At 46.4% G+C, this 20,218-nt stretch carries 17 protein-coding genes; 8 read left to right on the top strand and 9 right to left on the bottom strand.

The genetic code is table 11. From position 1 onward, the window contains the following. The first annotated feature begins 11 nt into the window (after positions 1-11). From Q1V85_RS17320 to Q1V85_RS17340, 5 genes are all read left to right on the top strand, one after another. The gene (locus tag Q1V85_RS17320; protein WP_300601798.1) at positions 12-1,298 is read left to right on the top strand and encodes an ABC transporter permease; all 1,287 of its coding nucleotides are present in this window, start codon (positions 12-14) and stop codon (positions 1,296-1,298) included. Between the two features lie 54 nt (positions 1,299-1,352). Then, positions 1,353-3,410: a RagB/SusD family nutrient uptake outer membrane protein gene (locus Q1V85_RS17325; protein WP_300601799.1), complete on the top strand. Its 2,058-nt coding sequence runs from the start codon at positions 1,353-1,355 to the stop codon at positions 3,408-3,410. Between the two features lie 95 nt (positions 3,411-3,505). Continuing rightward, positions 3,506-4,027, top strand: coding sequence for a hypothetical protein (locus Q1V85_RS17330; protein WP_300601800.1), 522 nt, complete (start codon positions 3,506-3,508; stop codon positions 4,025-4,027). Between the two features lie 2 nt (positions 4,028-4,029). Next, the gene (locus tag Q1V85_RS17335; protein ID WP_300601801.1) at positions 4,030-4,233 is read left to right on the top strand and encodes a helix-turn-helix transcriptional regulator; all 204 of its coding nucleotides are present in this window, start codon (positions 4,030-4,032) and stop codon (positions 4,231-4,233) included. Position 4,234: 1 nt separating this feature from the next. Further along, positions 4,235-5,284 carry an NAD-dependent epimerase/dehydratase family protein gene (locus tag Q1V85_RS17340; protein WP_300601802.1) on the top strand — a complete coding sequence of 350 codons (1,050 nt, stop codon included), beginning with the start codon at positions 4,235-4,237 and terminating at the stop codon, positions 5,282-5,284. On the opposite strand, the gene Q1V85_RS17345 is transcribed toward Q1V85_RS17340, so the two are convergent. After that, positions 5,279-7,171, bottom strand: coding sequence for a TonB-dependent receptor (locus Q1V85_RS17345; RefSeq protein WP_300601803.1), 1,893 nt, complete (start codon positions 7,169-7,171; stop codon positions 5,279-5,281). The genes Q1V85_RS17340 and Q1V85_RS17345 overlap by 6 nt on opposite strands. 195 nt (positions 7,172-7,366) lie before the next feature. Here Q1V85_RS17345 and Q1V85_RS17350 point away from each other — a divergent pair, with 195 nt between their 5' ends. Beyond that, complete coding sequence (locus Q1V85_RS17350; protein ID WP_300601804.1) at positions 7,367-8,857, top strand: PLP-dependent aminotransferase family protein; 1,491 nt, start codon at positions 7,367-7,369, stop codon at positions 8,855-8,857. A gap of 198 nt (positions 8,858-9,055) precedes the next feature. On the opposite strand, the gene Q1V85_RS17355 is transcribed toward Q1V85_RS17350, so the two are convergent. The 6 genes from Q1V85_RS17355 to Q1V85_RS17380 all read right to left on the bottom strand — a co-directional run bounded on the left by Q1V85_RS17355 (position 9,056) and on the right by Q1V85_RS17380 (position 13,434). After that, positions 9,056-9,358, bottom strand: coding sequence for a hypothetical protein (locus Q1V85_RS17355; protein ID WP_300601805.1), 303 nt, complete (start codon positions 9,356-9,358; stop codon positions 9,056-9,058). A 138-nt stretch (positions 9,359-9,496) separates the two neighbouring features. Then, positions 9,497-10,921: a Gfo/Idh/MocA family oxidoreductase gene (locus tag Q1V85_RS17360; protein ID WP_300601806.1), complete on the bottom strand. Its 1,425-nt coding sequence runs from the start codon at positions 10,919-10,921 to the stop codon at positions 9,497-9,499. Positions 10,922-11,249: 328 nt separating this feature from the next. Further along, the gene (locus Q1V85_RS17365) at positions 11,250-11,642 is read right to left on the bottom strand and encodes an MGMT family protein (protein ID WP_300601807.1); all 393 of its coding nucleotides are present in this window, start codon (positions 11,640-11,642) and stop codon (positions 11,250-11,252) included. Next, complete coding sequence (locus Q1V85_RS17370) at positions 11,602-11,805, bottom strand: DUF5522 domain-containing protein (protein ID WP_300601809.1); 204 nt, start codon at positions 11,803-11,805, stop codon at positions 11,602-11,604. The genes Q1V85_RS17365 and Q1V85_RS17370 overlap by 41 nt, the downstream gene beginning before the upstream one ends. Next, positions 11,792-12,496, bottom strand: coding sequence for a tRNA (guanosine(46)-N7)-methyltransferase TrmB (gene trmB, locus Q1V85_RS17375; protein WP_300601811.1), 705 nt, complete (start codon positions 12,494-12,496; stop codon positions 11,792-11,794). The genes Q1V85_RS17370 and trmB overlap by 14 nt, the downstream gene beginning before the upstream one ends. Continuing rightward, positions 12,496-13,434, bottom strand: a complete 939-nt coding sequence (locus Q1V85_RS17380; RefSeq protein ID WP_300601813.1) for a DUF3078 domain-containing protein — start codon at positions 13,432-13,434, stop codon at positions 12,496-12,498. The genes trmB and Q1V85_RS17380 overlap by 1 nt, the downstream gene beginning before the upstream one ends. A 136-nt stretch (positions 13,435-13,570) precedes the next feature. Between Q1V85_RS17380 and Q1V85_RS17385 the strand changes: the two genes are divergently transcribed. Together Q1V85_RS17385 and Q1V85_RS17390 are read left to right on the top strand one after the other, a co-directional pair. Beyond that, the gene (locus Q1V85_RS17385) at positions 13,571-14,704 is read left to right on the top strand and encodes an arginase family protein (RefSeq protein WP_300601814.1); all 1,134 of its coding nucleotides are present in this window, start codon (positions 13,571-13,573) and stop codon (positions 14,702-14,704) included. Positions 14,705-14,936: 232 nt separating this feature from the next. Further along, positions 14,937-15,989: a Gfo/Idh/MocA family oxidoreductase gene (locus Q1V85_RS17390; RefSeq protein WP_300601815.1), complete on the top strand. Its 1,053-nt coding sequence runs from the start codon at positions 14,937-14,939 to the stop codon at positions 15,987-15,989. Positions 15,990-15,996: 7 nt separating this feature from the next. On the opposite strand, the gene Q1V85_RS17395 is transcribed toward Q1V85_RS17390, so the two are convergent. Further along, positions 15,997-17,574: a hypothetical protein gene (locus tag Q1V85_RS17395; RefSeq protein WP_300601816.1), complete on the bottom strand. Its 1,578-nt coding sequence runs from the start codon at positions 17,572-17,574 to the stop codon at positions 15,997-15,999. A gap of 1,414 nt (positions 17,575-18,988) precedes the next feature. Continuing rightward, positions 18,989-20,080, bottom strand: coding sequence for a hypothetical protein (locus Q1V85_RS17400; RefSeq protein WP_300601817.1), 1,092 nt, complete (start codon positions 20,078-20,080; stop codon positions 18,989-18,991). Between the last annotated feature and the right edge of the window lie 138 nt (positions 20,081-20,218).

The raw sequence follows: 20,218 nt of genomic DNA on the forward strand, positions 1-20,218 counted from the left end.
AAACCAGAAACATGTACAAACTTTGGGCAAGCATAAAAAAAGACGGACGCATCCTGTTGCGGGATAAAGTGGGGCTGGCACTCATGTTCCTCATGCCCATCATTCTTGCCATCATCATCGCCTCTGTACAAAACAGCACGTTTGAGCTGGTAAATGATAAGAAAGTACCGCTGCTTATTTTAAATAAGGATACCGGCGAGGCTTCAAGGGAACTGATTACCTCTCTTGAAAAAGGCGGTATGTTCACCCTGAAAAAGCTGCCGGCAACGGCCACCGCCGACGATATCAAAAACAGGATGGAGGATAAAGAGGCCCTGCTGGCCATCATTATTCCACAGCAATACACACAGGACGTACTTTCGAAAGCAGAACGGGTATCCGGAGAAGCGTTAAAAACCATTGCCGTTGCCGACAGCACGGCTACGGATTCTTCCAGGGTAAAAGCAAGTCCGCTCACCCTGTATTATCACCCGGTGCTGCAAAAATCTTTCCGCCAGGGCATCGATGGCGCGCTTAACAGTGTACTGCAGATTGTTCAAAGCAAATACATCGTACGTGCGTTATACAGCAGCATCAACAATGAGCCCGGTATTCCCCAATCGCTGGAGCAGCAGATCCTTTCCAACGAAACACCTGTAAACCAGATCGCCGCATCCAAAGATAATAGTCAGCCGGTGCCCAATGCCACCCAGCACAATATACCGGCCTGGACGCTTTTTGCTATGTTTTTTATCGTGATCTCCCTGGGAAGCAGCCTGGTACGGGAAAAAACAAGCGGCAGCTTTTTACGGCTGAAAACCATGCCTACCTCGCTATCGGTTTCCATTATTTCCAAGCAGATCACCTATATCCTCATTACGATGCTGCAGGCAGCTGTAATCTTCAGCATTGGCCGCTGGCTGTTTCCGGTGATCGGATTACCGGCTTTAAACATTCCTGCCGATAAGGCCGGTCTGTTGCTGGTAACCTTCCTTTGCGGGTGGTGCGCCACCAGCTTTGCCATCTGCATTGGTACTTTTGCCAGTACACAGGAGCAGAGCAATGGCATTGGCGCCATCAGCATTGTATTGTTTGCCGCCATCGGGGGACTGCTGGTTCCATCCTTTGCCATGCCGGCTTCCTTTCAGGGTGTGATGCGGATCTCCCCGCTTTACTGGTGCCTGGAAGCCTTTTATGGTTTGTTTCTTGAAGGCGGCCGGTTGAGCGACATTTTCCGCAATCTTGTTCCCGTGCTCATCATCATTGCCATTTTACAGCTGGCTACCTGGCTGGGCATGAAGCAGAAACGGCTGATCTGATCTTCGGATTAAATGCTTAATTTTACCGGACGCTATTTAAAACATATAATTGCTATGAGGATCCTTGCCAGCCTGCTTTTATCAGGAATGATCGTTGCGCTTTTCTCTTGTACCAAAAATGATGCTCCTGAAGCCATAAAAAATGTCCGGAATTTGTCTGATCTTTCAAAACTCCTTGAGCCGGATGCCACACTGACCACATTTGCCGGTACGTTGAAAACAACAACGGTTCCCACCGAACTGCTGAATACAGGAATTACAGTGTTGGCGGTGCCTAACAACGGCTTCCAGAACGGATCAATGACTCCGGGCAAAAATGCAAACGGCTACTCAGACACTATATCCTCCCCCGCACCAACCGCTGAAAATATCCGGGATCACATTATCCGCGGAAAAATCGATCTTTCACAGATGCAAAACGGTCAGAAGCTTAAAGCAGAAAGCGGAAAATATATTCAGTTTATAAAGTCGGGTGACAGTATCTGGGCAAATGGCCTGCTGATCGAAAAAAAACCGCTTTATACCATAGAAAACGCCATTGTATACAGGGTGCCGCGGTCACTCAGTAATACACATCCCAGGGGAACGGTTGCGGTAACGGTTTATGATGCCACCAAATGGTCCACGGGCATGCCGCGTGGTGCATCCATTTCCGGCTACCCCGTTTATTTATTCCATACCCGCGAAGATTTTGCAGCCACAATTACCGGCACAATCCCCAGATATGCCTATAAAACGCTTACCGGCAATGATGGTACTGCGCTGTTTAACGATGTGATTCCTGGAAAATATTATTTATCAGCCGGAAACCTGAATAATACCGACATCCTTTTTGCCGAATTCGATATAACAGCCGGTACTAACGGCCTGCTGATGGGACGTTCATCCGACTCGCTGATCCAACCCGGCCCGCCACCCCTCACACAACCGGATGCCACGCCGGGCAGTTTTTACTGGCGCGACATAAACGGAGATGGTGTACTCAATCAACAGGATTATATGCCGCTTCCCTGGCGTTCGGTTCAAACGGCGGATGAGGGAACCGTATCATCCATTATTTTGGTGGGAAGAGAAACGCCTGATTGGAAAACAATGCTGCAACCCCTTGTAAACAACATTTATATTTCCGCCGCTGATTTTGACCGGCTCCGTGTGATGGCTGATGGTTATATGAGCCAGGATGCTGCCGGCACCGGGCAATGGATGGTATTCAACAACTTTTCATTTAATGCCGGTACCCAGCCTATTGCTAATATCTGGGGGCTTCCCTGGAAAACCATCCGGTATGCGAACACCATGATCAGCATCTGCAATGATATAAACAGTGCAGACACGGACCCTTACCGGGCTCAGGCCAGGCTATTGCGCGCTTATGCCTATTTAAACCTGGTTACATACTTTGGAGATGTGCCCCTGCTTAGTGAGGAGAATACAAACACCGAACCTTATTTTCCGCGGACCGTCAAAGCAGCCGTGCTCGATTTTATACAGCAGGACCTTGAATTTGCGGTTGCCCATTTGCCGGAAATCAGCGATAGCAAGAATTTTGTAACAAAATCGGCGGCAATTGCATTGCTCGCCAAAACAGCTTTGCTGAAAAATACCTTTACCAAAGCGCTTGAATATTCAAATGCTGTTATCAGTAGTGGTAAATATGATCTGGAAACAAATGCCGGAGCTGTTTTTCAGGATGCCGGCAGCAAAGAACTCATCTGGACCGGCATGGACCCGCTGACCGGTGAATTCAAAACTTACTTTTACAACCGCGCCATTTTTCCAACAATCCGGTATGCCGAGGTATTACTGATAAATGCGGAAGCCAATATCCGCACAGGGAATTTAAATGCAGCTCAAAATACGCTGAACCAGCTCCAGACCCGCAGTAGCAGGGCGCCCGTTACATTAGACAACAATAATAAATTTGATCAACTCAACCTTGTGGTAAAAGCAGAGTCATCCAGGGAAGGCTATCATTTTGCAACGCTTGTACGAACCGGTCTCGCGGGTACCCTGTTAGCGTCTTCCGGATTTCAGACCCGTCATGTTTTACTACCCATCCCAATGAGCGAGCTTCAGTTAAACCCCCGAATGGTTCAAAACCCCGGGTACTAATATATACCAGGCATTAATTTTTTAAAATAAAACGATAAATATTTTTTGTTTTATTTTAAAAAATCGGATACCTTTGAATATTAATTCAAATTGATATGCCTCCAAAATTTAAAATTACCGGCAGCAGCCTGATGGCGCTGGGCTTTCTTTGCGTCGCTTTTATAGTAAACCTGGTAATGCTGATCACCAACTCCCTTTCCTCCACGATCGCATCCATTGAAGATTACCGCAACCGGGTGTTGCCCTTGAACATCCTTGAATTCGTTAAATCCGGGGTATTACTGGTTATGGGATACCTGCTGTTCCGTATTATCCGGAATGTAATGAGCCGGGTAAAATGGAATATGGGCTATTATAAAAAGATCAAGTGGATCGGTTGGCTCAATGTGCTGGTGCTGCTGATAGATGCAGCGATATCCACCTGGCAGGAATCTGTTTTATCAAAACAGGATTCGATCATGCATCATCTGGCGGATCATAATCTTTATCAAAACGCCCTGCTCACTGCGCTTTTTAATACCCCGTTATCCTGGTTCCTCATCCTTTGCATTTTCCTGATTGCAGACATACTGCAATACACCAGCGTAGTAAAAATGGAAAACGATTCGATCATTTAATCATGCCTATTATTATTAACCTGGATGTAATGCTGGCAAAACGCAAAATGTCGCTGACCGAATTGTCGGAAAAAGTAGGCGTTACCATCGTAAACCTTTCCATTCTGAAAACAGGAAAGGCAAAAGGCGTACGTTTCGATACCCTGGAAGCCATTTGCAAGGCCCTGGATTGCAAACCGGGGGATATTATCGATATCGATCCCTGAGATGAGCAAAGAATATTCTATTTTCGCCAATCATAAATCACCAATCATCGGTCATAAATCGAAAATACTGGTTACCGGCGGCACCGGCTTTTTAGGCGCTTATATCCTGAAAGCACTGGTCTTACAGGATGTTCCTGTAAGAGCCATAAAACGGTCTGCGTCGCAACTGCCCTCCTTTATCGACTCTGAACTACTCCATAAGGTAGAATGGGTAGAAGGCGATATCCTGGATGTAATTTCCCTGGAAGAAGCGATGGAAGGCGTAGATACCGTTATTCACAGTGCCGCTATTGTTTCTTTTTCCAAAAAAGAACGCCGGCATATGTACCAGGTAAATGTAGAAGGAACGGCTAATGTGGTGAATATGGCCCTGCAAACCGGTGTCCGGCGGCTGATCCATATCAGTTCCGTAGCAGCCCTGGGCCGCAAAAAAGAAAGCAGCACGGTAGATGAAACCGCAAAATGGGAAGATAGTAAAAACAATACGCACTATGCCATCAGCAAATTCAGAGCAGAACTGGAAGCATGGCGGGGATTTGCTGAAGGACTTGAAGGAGTGGTACTAAACCCGGCAACGATCCTGGGTTATGGCAACTGGGATGAAGGCAGCTGCGCCATCTTTAAAAATGTGTACAAAGAATTTGGCTGGTATACCAATGGCATCAATGGCTTTACAGATGTGGAAGATGTAGCCCGGGCGGCCATTTTACTTGCACAAAACACCATTACAGAAGAACGGTTTGTAGTGTGCAATGATAACTGGCGTTTCCGGCAACTGTTAAATACCATGGCAGATGCCTTTGGTAAAAAACGGCCGGGCCGGGAAGCTTCTCCGTTTATCTCGGGCCTGGCATGGCGGCTGGAAAAACTGAAATCACTCTTTACAGGAGCCAAACCCCTTATTACAAAGGAAAGTGCAAAAGTGGCTAACAGCGCAACTCTTTTCGACGGCTCAAAACTCGCAAAAGCGTTGCCGGGCTTTGAGTACCATCCGTTGGAAGAAACGATCCGCAACGCCTGCAAGAGCTATCAGGATTTAAAAACCTCATAAGCTTACACTAAGCCCGCCCTGCACCCAACGACCGGGCATAGGCGCTCCCAGCAGATCGCTGTATTGCCGGTCAAGTATATTATCTACCTGTACAAAAACTCCCAATTTGTTCTTTAAGAACCCGTAGGACAATTTTCCGTTCATCAGGAAATAATCCTTTGTAATAACAGCATTGATCCCCGGCGCGGTTTGCGGGTTGCGGGTTTTATAAATTCCCGTCAGCCCAAGTGACACCGGTCCCTGCCGATAGGTAACGGCTGCATTGGCAAGAAACCGGGCATGGGATAAAATATAAAAAGATGGATTCGGTTCACTACTTCTGCTGTACAGCCAGATAAAACCACCATTAACCAGTACCGACTGCCGGTCGTTCAAATGCTTTGTATAAGCGGCATCAGTTTCCCACCCGGTGGTGGTTACCTCAGCCACATTCTTAGCCAAGGCGTAATTACTTCCGGCAACCAGGTTATCTTTCCGGGGCATATCCGCATAAGGAGTATTCACCCAATCGATCAGCTGGCTATGAAACCGCTGAAAAAAACCGGTGGAAAGCTTCAGGTTCGACTTACAAAACCAGTCTGCCCCCGCTTCATAAGTCCAGGACCGTTCCGCCACCAGGGCCGGGTTGCCCACGCTCCCGCTTTTTACTACCGCCTTATTATAATTATTATACAGTTCTGTAAAATCAGCGTTCCGTATGGTTTTGCCGCCGCTCGCGCGTAACTGGATATTGCCTGTTTTATACGATACCGTTAGCTGCGGTACCCATTCTGCCGGCAGGGCTCCATAAACTTCCATTCGTAAAGATGGGTTGATCATAAAATGCGCTCCAAATTTCTGGATGATCGAAACAAAGGGCGCCGCAGTGTTTAAATGGTGGTTTCCGCGGTCGTTGGAGCGGATATCCCTGTTCTGGAAATTCATTCCGGTCACTAAGCTGGTTTGTTCGGAAAACTGCTGTTGTAACACCGCCTGTGCCTGAAACAAATGCGATTGGTTGTTATTGGCAATAGATGATGGATTGAACGCATACCGGTCCTCCATGCTTTTATACCCCGCATCTATGCTTACCTGTGTGCTTCCTTTCTGGTATTGCAACCGCGCCTGGTTCCACCAGGAGCGGATCATTTCCGAAGCCGTATCCGACGCATAAGTAGTATAAAAATTCTGCGCAGCAAAATCCCGGTTGTCATACGCCGTCCGCAGCGCGAGGTTCCAGTAAGGATTGAATTTTACCATCAGCCCGGCAGAGGCAGCCGTATTGTGAAAATAGCCCCGGATGCCGCGTTGCTGTACGCCGTTGGCATTATTGGTTAAAAAGCCCGCACCTACATTTATTTTTTCGTTCTGATAAAACCCGCCGGCGCTGGCATTCAGCAAACCATATTCACCGGTACTGATCATGGCAGCCGCCTGTTTTTGCCGGGCCTGCTGATTTTTATTAAATGCCTTGGTAATGATATTGATCACCCCGCCTACCGCATCGGAACCGTAAACGGCAGATGACGCGCCTTTCAGTACTTCGATCCGGTCGATCTCGGCAGGGCTGATCGGAATATAACCCGTAAAATGCCCGGTATTGGGGTCATTCAGCCGCAGTCCGTCCAAAATAACCAGTACCTGCTGAAACGTACCACCCCGTATGGAGATATCCGTTTGTGCGCCCTGCGGCCCCCGCATTTGCGCTTCCACCCCGGGAATATACTTCAACAGCTCGTCTACCGAATGCACCGGCAGCTGCGCGATGGTAGCCCCATTGATAATCGTAATATTCCGCCCGGTTTCTGAGCTTCTTTTTTCCACCATGGACGAGGTTACCGTAACCGGGTCCAGCAGTGTATCCTGTGCCTCCGCCATTTTTACTGTCCCCAGTGAGATAACGGTCATACATGCTGTTAAAAACAATACAAATGCTCTTTTTACTGGTCCCGTCGGGTTTTGCAGCTTCATTTCTTTTATCATTTTCTCAAACGCTAATTTATTTATCCGATGCCTTTGTGTTTTACAGACCGGCATTTCTTTCTGATTTCCGGCCAAAACTATTACCTTGCCGGATTACTCAGATAGTCCGGTTTATATATAGTGAGTAGTCCGGTTCAATTACCATATAAAACCCTTGTGCCCATCGACCGGCAAAGTACCACGGCGGTTTATCTGCAGATCGTACATCAGCTCATTAATGCCATCCAGCGGGGCTTTCTTTCCGGAGGGCAGCAGCTGCCCGGAACCCGTGCCATGAGCCAGTTACTGGAGGTGCACCGCAAAACCGTAATAGCGGCCTACGAAGAGCTGGACGCCCAGGGATGGATCACCAGCATGCCTAACAGGGGTTGTTTTATAAAGACCACAGCGCATCATAACACAGCCAAAACAAAACTGGATGTACAAAAACTGACGGCATATCCAGCAAAAACAGGTTTCTCTTTTAAAAGAAGCAACATTCTTGATGTACCGGAAGAAATACAGGGCTTGCCGCTTACGGCTACAGACGGGCAACCGGATTACCGTTTATCTCCCACAGACCAGCTGGCACGTTATTATACCGCCGCTTTAAGGCGGAAGGTGAACCGGAAGCATCTTGGCTATAGCACCATCCCCGGTAATACTTTTTTTAAAACCCAGCTTTCGAATTTCCTGAACAGCTCAAGAGGATTGCATATTACCCCCCGGAACATCCTGGTGACCCGGAGTGTGGAAATGGGGATGTATGTAGCGGCCCGCACACTTATCAGTGCCGGCGATACCATATTGGTAGGCAACCCTGGGTATTATACCGCCAATATGACCTTTCAGCAATCAGGAGCAAGGCTAAAGACCATTCCCCTGGACCAGGACGGGATCAGCGTGGAGGCGGTGGAGCGCATCTGCAAAAAGCAACCGGTGCGTATGCTGTATTTAACCCCGCATCATCATTATCCTACCACGGCAACATTGAGCGCCCAGCGACGGGTAGCCCTGTTAAAGCTATCGGCCCTCTATGGTTTTATCATCCTGGAAGACGATTACGAATACGACTTTCATTACCAAAGCAGCCCCATCCTTCCACTGGCCAGTGCCGATACGGAAGGCATGGTCGTATACCTGGGTTCTTTTGGTAAAACCCTGGCCCCCGGGTTCCGGACCGGTTTTTTAGTGGCACCAGATGGCCTCATCGACGAAATGCAAAAAGTACAGGCCGTGATCGACCGGCAGGGTGATACGATCATGGAACAGGTTTTGGGCGAACTGATCGCCGAAGGTGAAATTCACCGTCATTTAAAGAAAGTGCAAAAGATCTATCATGAGCGGCGCAATCATTTTTGCCATATGCTGAGCGCCCTGCTGGAAGACAGCGTTTCCTTTACCACACCGCCCGGCGGGCTTGCAGTATGGACACAGTGGAAACAGGGGCTGAATTTACTGAGGATCGGAAAAGTTTGTGCGGAACAGGGATTACAGCTGCCCCGGTTCTTATTATATCAAACCCGGGAACTAAGCGCCATGCGCCTGGGATTTGGAAACTTTACGGATGGGGAAGCAACGACTGTTATAAACACACTAAAAACAGCCATTGGGCAGGTGATGACGCCATAGCTGGCCTCAACCGTAACATACGAACGGCATCAACACATCTTAATTGCCACAGATTCGCTGATTTCTAACGCATACAACATACGCTTTTTATGAGCTTTGCCTATAAAAACACACCATTTTAAAGACGTTCCAACTTAAACACTATAAAATCTGTGCATCTGCGGCTCTATGTATCTCCTCAACTGCAATAGCTCCGGCTTACCGTATAACGGCCTTTACTTTCCCCTCCATCTTATCTGTATATTCCACGCTGCCCAGCCGGAACCGGAAACTTGTTTTAGTAGCCTTTTCGAGTTTGAGTTCCTGCCGGCACATAAACCCCAGGTGGTTGTAGTAAGCGGTGTTAAGCGCCACAGGTTTTATGCTGAAAAAACGGGCATCTGCTTTTAAAAGCATCGGAGCCTTGTCTTTTTTTAAAGTATCCGTTGTATTATTTACCTGTGCAGCAGCCGAAAGACTGCAGACAGAAAACACCAGCATCCATAGCTGTTTCCCTTTCATAGCCGGAATATTTGCACCTTTAAAAGTACAAATTTTTATCAAGCGCCCACAACAAAGATGGGGTCGCCATTTTTAGACGACCCCATCTGTTGGAATATTTATCTTAATGCTTCAGGGGACTTGTAGTCTCCCGGTTTGCTATATCTTATAATAATCTTCCCATCCTTTGCGCGGCGGAGCGCCCGTTAAAAAGGCATCTGCAAATGCATTGTTGGTGATCCTTTTTGTAGCCCGGTCAAATTTGATCGGCTGATTCAAACGCTGGGCCATTACGCCCAGGCAAAATACCTGGCTTAACGGACCGGCAATTTCAAATGGTGAACGGGTTTTTTCTTTTCCCTGGCAGGACAGTAAAAAATTAGCAAAGTGGTTGGACGGGCTCTTGGGCACTTCCGGAAGTTTGGATTCCATTTCCTTCGCCTTTTCAGAAGGGATGATGCTGAGGGTACTGGCATGCGAGCCTCCTTTGAACGTAAGGGTTTTGCTATAGATTTCTTTACCCGGGTTTAGCTTCACTGCCTGGGCCTTTTGACCATTTACAGTAGGAATGCTGGAATCCAGCTCCGATGTGCCAAATCCTGCCGGAAGCCTGGGTTGGTTATTGAGGCCATCGTACCAGGTGATCACCACCGGCGGCATTTTTTTCCGCTTGGGAAATTTAAATTCAATGGTACTGGACATCGGGTAAAAATAATCGTTATGTCCTTCCAGCTTCAGCGGGTTCACTTCTTCCGGCAAACCAAGATCTAAGAACTGGTGTGCGGTATCCAGTATATGTGCGCCCCAATCGCCCAGTGCACCCATACCAAAGTCGTACCAGCAGCGCCACTGACCATAATGGAAATCCTTGTTAAAATCGTGAAACATCTGTGCCGACAGCCAGGTATCCCAATCCAGGGTTTCCGGAACGGGTTCGGCAGCAGGAAACTTTTTTATATTGGGATCCCATCCATGCCAGCGCCGGGGGCTGTTCATATGAGCGGTTATGGCTGTTACATCTTTAATAATACCCGCCTCAACCCAGGTTTTAAACTGAAAATAGTTGGCTTCCGAATGTCCCTGGTTACCCATTTGTGTTACCACATTCGGATATTTTCTGGCAGCTTTGATCATCAGCTCCACCTCGTTAAAGGTACGCGCCATTGGCTTTTCCACATATACATGTTTGCCCAACGCCATGGAATGCATGGTAATGGGAAAATGCGCAAAATCAGGAACTGCAATGGTTACGGCGTCTATGTCCTTTGCCATTTTATCATACATCTTCCTGAAATCCTGGAACCGGGTGGCATTGGGGAATTTAGCAATCGTAGCCTGCGTATGTTTGGCACCCATGTCTACATCGCATAGCGCTACCACATTTGCCAACTCCGTTTTTGCAAAATCACCGATAATCTCCGCTCCCCGGTTACCGATACCGATATGGGCAAGGTTTACCTTACCGTTTGCCCCGATAATACGGTTGTAACTGGAGGCATTTACTTTTGTAAATAATCCACTCAGCGCCACGCCGGTTGTAGCCAATGTGGTTTGCTGTATAAACGTTCTTCTTGTTGTAGCCATTCCTGAAAATTAATTTGTCAAACAATCCGTTAAAATAAGCAGCCGTCATTGAAGCAATAACAGCCGTTCTTCTGTACGTTTTAGGTAGCAGCGAATTTATGTATTTTACACCGGGTAGGATAAACAGACCTCGAAATCGTTATCGTTGAACAGGATCATTAAAAAATACTGCATGTTCGACAAAATAAACCGTATGGGCCTGCGCATTTCCCAATTACTGTTGAAACATAAGGTATTGAAGCTTAATTAACGTTCCCTGGAGAGCGAATAAACCCTATGTTTCTATGTGGTTCAATATTTAGTATTGAATCATTTGCATACCAGCCGCTTAAATCAGCTCCGATGCCGGATCCCAGAACCGGGTCTTAAAATCCATGACCTTATCATTTTTTATTTTTACCCCTTCTTTCTCCAGCAATTCCTGCATCTGGGTAGGCGTTTTAAAAGCATGTTTCCCTGAAAGCAGGCCCGTGCTGTTAACTACCCGGTGCGCCGGCACTTTGGGCTTCACCTTTCCTGCAGCGCTCATGGCCCAGCCTACTAATCTTGCCGATTTACCAGAGCCGATGGCTTTTGCAATAGCACCATAAGAGGTTACGCGCCCCCTGGGAACCTGCCGGGCCACCGCATAGATCAGGTCAAAAATACTGTCATCGGTTTTACCGGATGGACGCACGGTTTTAAGTGTTGCCGGATTGCTGCTGCCTTTTTTTACGCTCATTTAATAACTGCGTTTTTTTAGGTTCAGGAACATTTTCATAATTATAAGGGCAATGCCGGCAGCCATTGCTGCAGCAATACCCCCGCTGCAAATGATACTTTTCAGTAAGTACCATCTTACCTTCTTCATTCAGATAGTAGTCTTCCCCCTCAATCAAGCTCATACCGGATCGCCTCCTTTAATTCCAGGTCCTTTTCTTCACCGGCGAGCACAGGTGGCAATTGAAATGACAGGTAATGGATCCGGTTGCTTTCGGCAATATCCAGGCTTTCGTAATACGTTTTTATTTTTAATTCCTCCGGAAGATCTGCTTCTTTATAAAGATCATCCGTATCTTTTAAAGCAGGGCACTGATACATTTCCAACACCTCTTTGGTAAACCGGTGCAGGTTCGGACTATCCGTTTTCAGATGAATGATGCCCTGCGGCGTCAACACCTGCTGGTAGATCCGTAAAAACCGCGGATGTGTGAGCCGCTTTTTGGCTTTTGAAAACCGCAGCTGCGGGTCCGGAAACGTGATCCAGATCTCGCTGACCTCTCCCGGAGCAAAATATTGATGCAGTTGTTCGATCTGCACCCGCAAAAAAGCCACATTTTCCAGGTTTTCCCGGATCGCCTTTTTTGCCCCGGCCCATAGCCGGTTACCTTTGATATCTACCCCGATAAAATTCCGGTTAGGATGCAGGCGCCCCAACCCAAGGGCATATTCGCCTTTTCCACAGGCCAGTTCCAGGGTAATGGGCTGTTCATTTTTAAAATAATCCTTCCATTTCCCCTTCATATCCTGGGGAAACTGCAACACATTATTAAATGTGTTCAATTCTGCAAAACGTACCAGTTTTTTTTGTGCCATTATCTGTTGCTAAAGCGATAAGAAAGTCCGATCCCCAACATCGATCGTATCTGTGGCCGCGCCGATTGTCCGTCCGGACCAAAAAGACGTACATCATCATCATAAATAAGATCAAACGCATAGTTGATCGCAAAGAGCTTGCCCACCTTCATACTTAACAGGTTCGTCCAGTATACGTCAATATTTTGCGGGTTGTGCAGGTAGTTGGAATAAAAATCTGCACGGCTCTTAAAAGAAATTGATTTGGTAAACTCTTTGAAAAAGTTCACGGTGGCAAATGCGCCAAATTCTGTGCGCACATGTTTACCCGTATCCACCCCGTATGCACCCCGGGCAGAAAGCGAATCGTTCATAACAACCGTCCAGCGCGCGGTTACCGGTGAAACAAATATAGAGAAGCTTTTTGCGGGTTTATAGGTGACACCCGGGCTTAACAACACATAGGCGGGCGACAGAAATTGGGAGGTAAGCGTTCTTGAAGAATCGGTATAATCAAATCCCTTCAGCATCTGCGAGCGGAAATTGAATAAAACACCGGCATCCCATTTTTTGCCAAGATCATAGGCATATTTAGACACCAGGTCTATCCGGTCATCATTCTTCCGTGTACCAAGCGATGTGGTATTCATATAACCCAGGTTCAGGTCAAGCGTATTGTCCCAGTGATTCCGTCCCTTTTGATAAAAGGCATAGGAGCTCAGCAATGAGTTCAGTGCCAGCGAAAATTTATCGCCCCCTGCAGACCAGTTGCTCAATGATCCCTGCGCAATATTCAAATTAAACACACCCCCTGTTTTCCAGGCCATCTTCGTGGTATCATTGGGATCCTTTGTAATTTTCCGGTCTGAATCCGATTGCAGTTTTTTTACCGTCTGATCCTGTGCGTGCAAACAGAGCCCGGCGTTTAAAAGCAGGGCGATCCATAAAAGTTTCCTCATAGTGATTGATTTTGCCCCCAAAAATAAGCGTTCCTTTTTTATATGCGGCCAACTCCGGCGTGCATCTTCCTCAAATCGTCCAAAAACTTTATAAGCGGTACTTCGAATCTTTCCCTGTTTATGCTATCTTGCACGCATGTCAGACCACATGAATATTGAAGCCTTCTTGTTACCGGTTAATCTCCGGGAGATTGCCGGTGATGAAAGTTATAAGTCCAGTCAAATGGGTAGCAGCATCGATCTTCATGAAGAATTTTTCCCGGACCTTGAGCAGGCAGATGTAGTACTGTTGGGTTGTGGTGAGCAACGCGGCAATGGTATCCTGGGTGCTCCCAGTGCTGCGCCGGATGCGATCCGCAGGCATTTTTATTCCCTTTTCTTCTGGCACGAGGGCATCCGGATCGCAGACATTGGCGATATCCGGCAGGGGGCTTCCTACACAGATACATTAGCCGCCCTGAGAACGGTGATTGCCGCACTGATCGAAGAAGGAAAAACCGTTATCATCCTGGGAGGGTCGCACGATCTTACCTCGGCGCAATACGGTGCTTATGCCACTCAACAAACCCTTATTGAAGCGTCTATCGTCGATGCAGTAATCGACCTGGATATGGAGTCGCCCTTTGCCAATGATCATTTTTTAATGGAAATGCTCACCGGCGAGCCCAATTATGTCAGGCATTACAACCATATCGGCTTTCAAAGCTACCTGGTACACCCGGGAATGCTTCAGACCCTGGATAAATTAAAATTCGATTTTTACAGGGTGGGGCATGTAAAAGAAGATATGGAACAGATTGAACCGGCCATCCGGAGCAGCCAGCTGTTCTCCTTCGATATTAATGCCATTGCCCAGGCTTACGCCCCGGCCAATCAACTTACCCCCAATGGGTTTAACGGCGAGGAAGCCTGCATCCTGATGCAGTATGCGGGAATGAGCACTGCAGTAAATACCATCGGCATTTACGGGTACGATGTAAAGAAAGACCGGGATGAATTAACGGCCAAACAGATCAGTCATATGTTGTGGTATGCGTTGGATGGCATCTACCGCCGTAAAAAAGAAGCAGCACTTACCGATAAGGAGTCCTTTAATGAATACCAGATGATCTTTTCAGAAATAGAAACGACCTTTTATCAAAGTAAAAAAACCGGCCGCTGGTGGATGCAGCTACCCGGCAACCAGCTGGTGCCCTGTAGCTATAAAGATTACCTGCTGGCCTCACAGGATGAAATCCCCGACCGTTGGTTCCGGGCACAGCAGCGGTAATTTTATAATATAGCGGGCAAAGAAATAATGCCGGCTATTATGAATATGCGGACGACTTTCACGAAACGCTGGTCTAAGTAGTGAACCCGGAACAAAAAACAGGGTTATTAATAAAAAAGGGAAGGGCATGATCGATTCCCGGTTTAAAGATGCCGATGGTTTTTCGGAACGTCTTGCAGCAGCCGCAATCGACACTATAAAAAAACGAGTATGGCAATAAAATCAAGAAACAATGAGTCAACCAATTATCACAGGAATCGCATCATTTGGCATGAGTGGGAAACTGTTTCATGCGCCGTTTATTAATGCCAATCCGCATTATGAGCTGAGGGCCATTGTAGAACGGCATAAGGAAGATTCCCGGGAACGCTATCCCGATGCTAAACTATACCGTTCATTTGACGAATTGATTGCCGATCCGGAAATTGAGCTGGTGATTGTAAACACGCCTGTTCAAACCCATTTTGAATATGCCGTTAAGGCGCTGGAAGCAGGAAAACATATTGTGGTGGAAAAACCGTTTATGATCAATGCGGCAGAAGCGGAGGAGGTAGACCGGCTGGCCAAAGAAAAAGACCGGTTCCTCTGCGTTTACCAGAACCGCAGGTACGACGGTGATTTCCGCGCTATCCGGGATGTGGTTACAGAAAATCTGCTGGGTGAACTGAAGGAAGTGGAACTGCGCTATGACCGCTACCGCACGGGGCACAGTGGTAAGGATCATAAGGAGGGCGACAAACCCGGCGCCGGCAACCTGCACGACCTGGGCGCACACCTGATCGACCAGGCTATTCAGCTGTTCGGATTTCCCGAGGCCGTTTTTGCCGATGTATTTACCATGCGTAAGGATATGGTGGCAAACGATTACTTTGAAGTGTTATTGTATTATCCCCGGCCATTCCGGGTGCGGATTAAGGGAACCGTTTTTGCAAAAGAATCGCCATACCCTTTTATTTTACAGGGGGAGAACGGAACCTTCCTGCAACAGCGGTCCGATCTCCAGGAAACAAAACTGCTGGAAGGCGTAGCACCCTCCATCGAAAGCTGGATCCCGACACCGGAAGGATTCGACGGCGTATTGCATACCACCATCAACGGAGAAGATGTACGCAAACAAACCCGTTCCGAAATGGGTAATTATATGGATTATTATGAAGATGTTTATAATGCCATCCGGAATGGCCAGCCCAACCCGGTACCGGCTTCAGATGCCATCCTTACCATGAAAGTGATCGACGCGGCCCTGCAAAGCAGTCGCGAACGGAGGGTCATCTCCCTTATCTGATTCGGCTTTATTGATCGGCAAGCACCGGAACCACGTTCCGGCTGCGCTTGCTTTGGAGGAATTTTTGTTCAATGATCACCCGCATAGGCTTGCGCTCTACTTTGCTTTCCAGCCAGGATATAATATCCAGGTAGGCAAAGGAACGGGTCTCGAACCGGTTCTTCTCCAGGTGTTTTACCTTTTCCAGGAAACGCTCAAACTCCGGTATCAGCTCCCTGCTGGTAAACCGGAAGGATCCCCGGAAGAACCGGAATATTTCCTGTTCAATTACGGTGAGGTTCTTCATCTTCGACATGTAGCGGAATACCGAACGGGTCAGTGAATCCATCAGCTCAAGATTACCCAATTCATAATGCGCCAGCAAATGCACCAGCCGCGCATAACATTGCAGATCCGTTCTTAAACCGGAAGAATCGTTGATGATCTTCTGAAGATAATCGATACAGGTGCTGTAATCGCCCGAAAGGAAATACAGCATTGCGATCTTATAGGTGATCACCATCACCCGGTGCCGGTCGAGAAACAGGGTGTATTCCGACAGCTTTTCTTCAATAAATGGTACTTCTTTTAATCCCGCCGTGGTTTGCCCGGTAATGGTAAAGTAATTGATCTTGGCGCTGGCAATGTACACAAACGACTGTACCCGGAAGTTTTCGTTGCTTTGCACCCGTTTGGTATGGCTAAACGCCTCAAATTGCCGCAGGTCAACGCTGAACTGCTCGTAGTTCCGCAGGTCAAAATGGGCGTTCAGCAGGTTATGATAGCCTTTAATAAAATGCCCGGTTTCGGTACGCTGCATATTGGGCTTTTCATAAAAAAGATCTACCCATTTTTGTACATAACGGTAGTATAAAAGAAAATCCTGCCGTATAAACGCAAACCAGGTATAACTCTGGTAATAATAAAGCCGTTCATAAAACCCTTCCTGCTGGGCAGAACCGGAAGGCAGGTTTTGCTTGAAAAACTTTTTCACCTTGTCTTCCTCAGCCTCATTCCGGGCATGCCCGTTCGCGATATAAAATCCGTACACCTGCAGCGACAGGTTGGATAACCGGGTGATCATGTTCAGCTTGGTATTTACCTCGTTGGATTCCTCTGCCAGTTCGTCCATCCGGCTTACAAAGCTGTCTGTAACGTTTAGCGCCTCAATGCGCTTTTCGAGCGACAGGAGCTGGGGAAGAAAAAAGAACTTCTGGTTCAGTTTGGCCACTTCCTTGGCTTTGTCAATCACCCGCAGGCTTTGATAAAACAAGCCCTTCTTATACAGGATATGCGCCGAGTCGAACAGTTCATTCAATTGAAGATCAAGACTTTCACTGCTTTTCAACAATCGCAGACCGGCCAGGATTTCCTTATATAAATGCGACTTCAGGTTAGATAGCTGTGGCTTGGTTACATCCTTCAATTTTTTCAGCAACAGCTTTTCATCATACTGCTGCAGCTTATCCAACGCATCAAACAATTTGATCACCTTAAGATCCTCATTACCAGAACTTCGGGTAATATAAAGCTTAAAATGTCGCTTTTCCGACTTTTCTAACGATTTAATCAACTGAAACAGAATATCTCCCGGCTTATTCGGCATAAGTTACAAAGTTAAATGCTATCCCTCCAAAAACACTAAAAACGCCCAAAATACCCTTGGACATCTCCGCGAAATTAAGCTGTAATGCAGTAACGACGGGCATTTTAAAGTTTTTATAACAGCTTAGACATACTATATATCGCCAATAATTGGTTTGGAGTGGCCTGTAAAAACAAGCTATCTTTGTGTAACAATTGAGGGAATAGAAAAAGTGAGACAAAAGCTGTAGGCAGCACAACAAAGAGTTTTTAAGTTTTTTCATATGGCAAGCAATCGTTAGAGGTCAGTCCGTTTCTACGGAAGGACCTTTTTTGTTTCCAGTATCGTACGGCCACGGCAAGCTGAGGGGGCCAATTTTTTACAATCTATAATGCGGGCTATTCGGTGTATTCATCGGAGAAAAAAAGAAAGCAACCGTCAGAGGCAATCAAACTTAGAGGTCATCTTCGAAGTAAATAAAACAACTTTATTTACCCTGCATTCAACACTTCGTATCGGTTAATAAAAAGTTAATTGACTACAGGCAACTAAAATAACAGTATTTTCTGAATTGAAACTTCTTTTTGTCAACATTTTTTTAAACTTTTTGATTTTTTCCATTGTTTGGGCTTTTATTTATACAATTTTCAACGATTTTTTCGTTCTCTTTTTATGCCTTGGGTATCCGGTATATTTTTCGCTGAAAGCCAGTGTTTACAGGCGTTTCAGCCCACAGGGCATATATTGAATATGATAGAACCTGTTATACATTGTGTGTTGAAGTGTATAAATGCGGCTTAACTTTGTGTAACAAATGAGGGGATAAGAAAAGTGAGACAAAAGCTGCAGGCAGCACACCAAAAGAGTTTTTTAAGTTTTTTCATATGGCAAGCAATCGTTAGAGGTCAGTCCGTTTCTACGGAAGGACCTTTTTTGTTTTCAGCACATATGCAGCAGGCACAATAAAAAAGCGAATTTATAAAATCCGCTTTTGTTCATTTTTGGCAAAGACAATCGTTAGAGGTCATAATAGTTTTGTTTCAATGGTTACTAGGCACTAAAATAAGGGATTCTCTTAACAATAAATTAACTAACAACTGTTTTTTTCAAAAATTGAAAATTTTTGCCCGGTTTATTAATTTATTTTTAATGCTGATTGTTAAGCATCAACGGTTTCCGAATTAAATTACAGTGTTCATTAAACATTTTGGTTAAGATCGGTTTCTGTAAAAATGACATTGTATTAAAATGGCATGAATTATGACTATCTTTGTATCAGAAGTTATTCATTAACTTTTTCATATGGCAAGCAATCGTTAGAGGTCGGTCTGTTTCTACAGAAAGACCTTTTTTTTTTGTGTTAAAAGCTATGCGAGACTTGAAGTCTCGCATAGCTTTTAACTTTTAGTCGTTCAATTTTATATCAAACCACTTTTTATTTTGTATTCATCTGCTGGATCAGCTGCAGCAGCTGCGCTTCTGAAACTTCCTGCAGGTTAAAAGTGATGCCCATAAAGTTCTTTCCGGCATCCTGGGCAATCGTCACATCCCGCATTTCTGCATAGAACTTACCGTTCACCGTGCTCATAGCCAGGAACGTTCCGGTGGCCCCGATGGGTATGCTGCTCTGATAGCTCAGCAATCCTTCTTTTCCGGCAATGGGGTTAAATATGGGGTTATACAATTTCACCAGGGTATTTACGCCTGAAACTTTAAAGAACAATTCGGTTGGATCCTGCCCGGAGTAGTTATTACCGGTTTTGATATTGAATTTATCGCCAAAGTATCCAAGCACCGTGGTCTTGGGAGCCGCCATATTGTAAAGCGCATCGCAGTTTCTCCAATCGCCCAGCTTATCCAGCGGAAAGTAGGTAGTGGCGGCATTGCCCGCACCAAAGGAACCAGGGATCTGCGTCCATTCCATTCCTTTTTTAATGGTATAGGTCCGGGTAATGGTGGTAAAAACATTCTCATGGTTGTAGCCGCTGTATTCCATGTTTACATTTATCGTTGTATCTCCATCCCACATCGGGATCTCGCGATTGGCACCATTGGCATTAGCACCGGCAATGGGCACCTGAACATTCGCAGGTTTTTGCTGGGGATTCAACGCCAGCTGCTGCCCGTTCTGTTCTGCAGTAACAAAAGCTTCACCAAAAGTTTCAAGTATCTGGCCCGCATCCGTTACCGGGGGCTTGTCTGCCAGGATCATTTCACTGGCTTTAATAAAAACCCGGGCCGACACGGTTACATTACCAGTGGCCACGATGCCGCCCGGCTTTACAAATGCATTGGGTCCAAAAGTGATCTTGGTGCCATTTTGCAGGGTAACAGTGCTGCCGGCGGCCGCATCCACGGTAAATTTTTCAACAGCGGGCTCATGATCCTTAAAAAAACGGATCATCTTCTCTACATCTTTCTGATGCGCACTTTGCGGATCAATAGGGGTATTATCTTTTTTACAGGCATAAAACATCGTTGCTAATGATAGTACCATCAGGGCCTGGAGTAAACTATTCTTTTTCATAAACATTGTTTTTAAATTTTAAAAAAAGGCTTCTAACGGTATATCAACAGCAGGAATGAATTGTTACCCGGGTATAGAAAAAATAATTCGCGGGCTATCAATCTGACGGCTGCGGTGCAGGTACAAACCCTGACGTGC

Origin of the sequence: Niabella sp., from assembly GCF_030150205.1 — a bacterium.
Classification (GTDB): Bacteria; Bacteroidota; Bacteroidia; order Chitinophagales; family Chitinophagaceae; genus Niabella.

Bases quoted from the DNA above. Each gene is read 5' to 3' on its own strand.
- Q1V85_RS17335 (WP_300601801.1), top strand. From the start codon at position 4,030: ATGCCTATTATTATTAACCTGGATGTAATGCTGGCAAAACGCAAAATG.
- Q1V85_RS17330 (WP_300601800.1), top strand. From the start codon at position 3,506: ATGCCTCCAAAATTTAAAATTACCGGCAGCAGCCTGATGGCGCTGGGC.
- Q1V85_RS17340 (WP_300601802.1), top strand. From the start codon at position 4,235: ATGAGCAAAGAATATTCTATTTTCGCCAATCATAAATCACCAATCATC.
- Q1V85_RS17345 (WP_300601803.1), bottom strand. From the start codon at position 7,171: ATGACCGTTATCTCACTGGGGACAGTAAAAATGGCGGAGGCACAGGAT.
- Q1V85_RS17320 (WP_300601798.1), top strand. From the start codon at position 12: ATGTACAAACTTTGGGCAAGCATAAAAAAAGACGGACGCATCCTGTTG.
- Q1V85_RS17325 (WP_300601799.1), top strand. From the start codon at position 1,353: ATGAGGATCCTTGCCAGCCTGCTTTTATCAGGAATGATCGTTGCGCTT.
- trmB (WP_300601811.1), bottom strand. From the start codon at position 12,496: ATGGCACAAAAAAAACTGGTACGTTTTGCAGAATTGAACACATTTAAT.
- Q1V85_RS17360 (WP_300601806.1), bottom strand. From the start codon at position 10,921: ATGGCTACAACAAGAAGAACGTTTATACAGCAAACCACATTGGCTACA.
- Q1V85_RS17390 (WP_300601815.1), top strand. From the start codon at position 14,937: ATGAGTCAACCAATTATCACAGGAATCGCATCATTTGGCATGAGTGGG.
- Q1V85_RS17380 (WP_300601813.1), bottom strand. From the start codon at position 13,434: ATGAGGAAACTTTTATGGATCGCCCTGCTTTTAAACGCCGGGCTCTGT.
- Q1V85_RS17385 (WP_300601814.1), top strand. From the start codon at position 13,571: ATGTCAGACCACATGAATATTGAAGCCTTCTTGTTACCGGTTAATCTC.
- Q1V85_RS17355 (WP_300601805.1), bottom strand. From the start codon at position 9,358: ATGAAAGGGAAACAGCTATGGATGCTGGTGTTTTCTGTCTGCAGTCTT.
- Q1V85_RS17365 (WP_300601807.1), bottom strand. From the start codon at position 11,642: ATGAGCGTAAAAAAAGGCAGCAGCAATCCGGCAACACTTAAAACCGTG.
- Q1V85_RS17395 (WP_300601816.1), bottom strand. From the start codon at position 17,574: ATGCCGAATAAGCCGGGAGATATTCTGTTTCAGTTGATTAAATCGTTA.
- Q1V85_RS17400 (WP_300601817.1), bottom strand. From the start codon at position 20,080: ATGAAAAAGAATAGTTTACTCCAGGCCCTGATGGTACTATCATTAGCA.
- Q1V85_RS17370 (WP_300601809.1), bottom strand. From the start codon at position 11,805: ATGAGCTTGATTGAGGGGGAAGACTACTATCTGAATGAAGAAGGTAAG.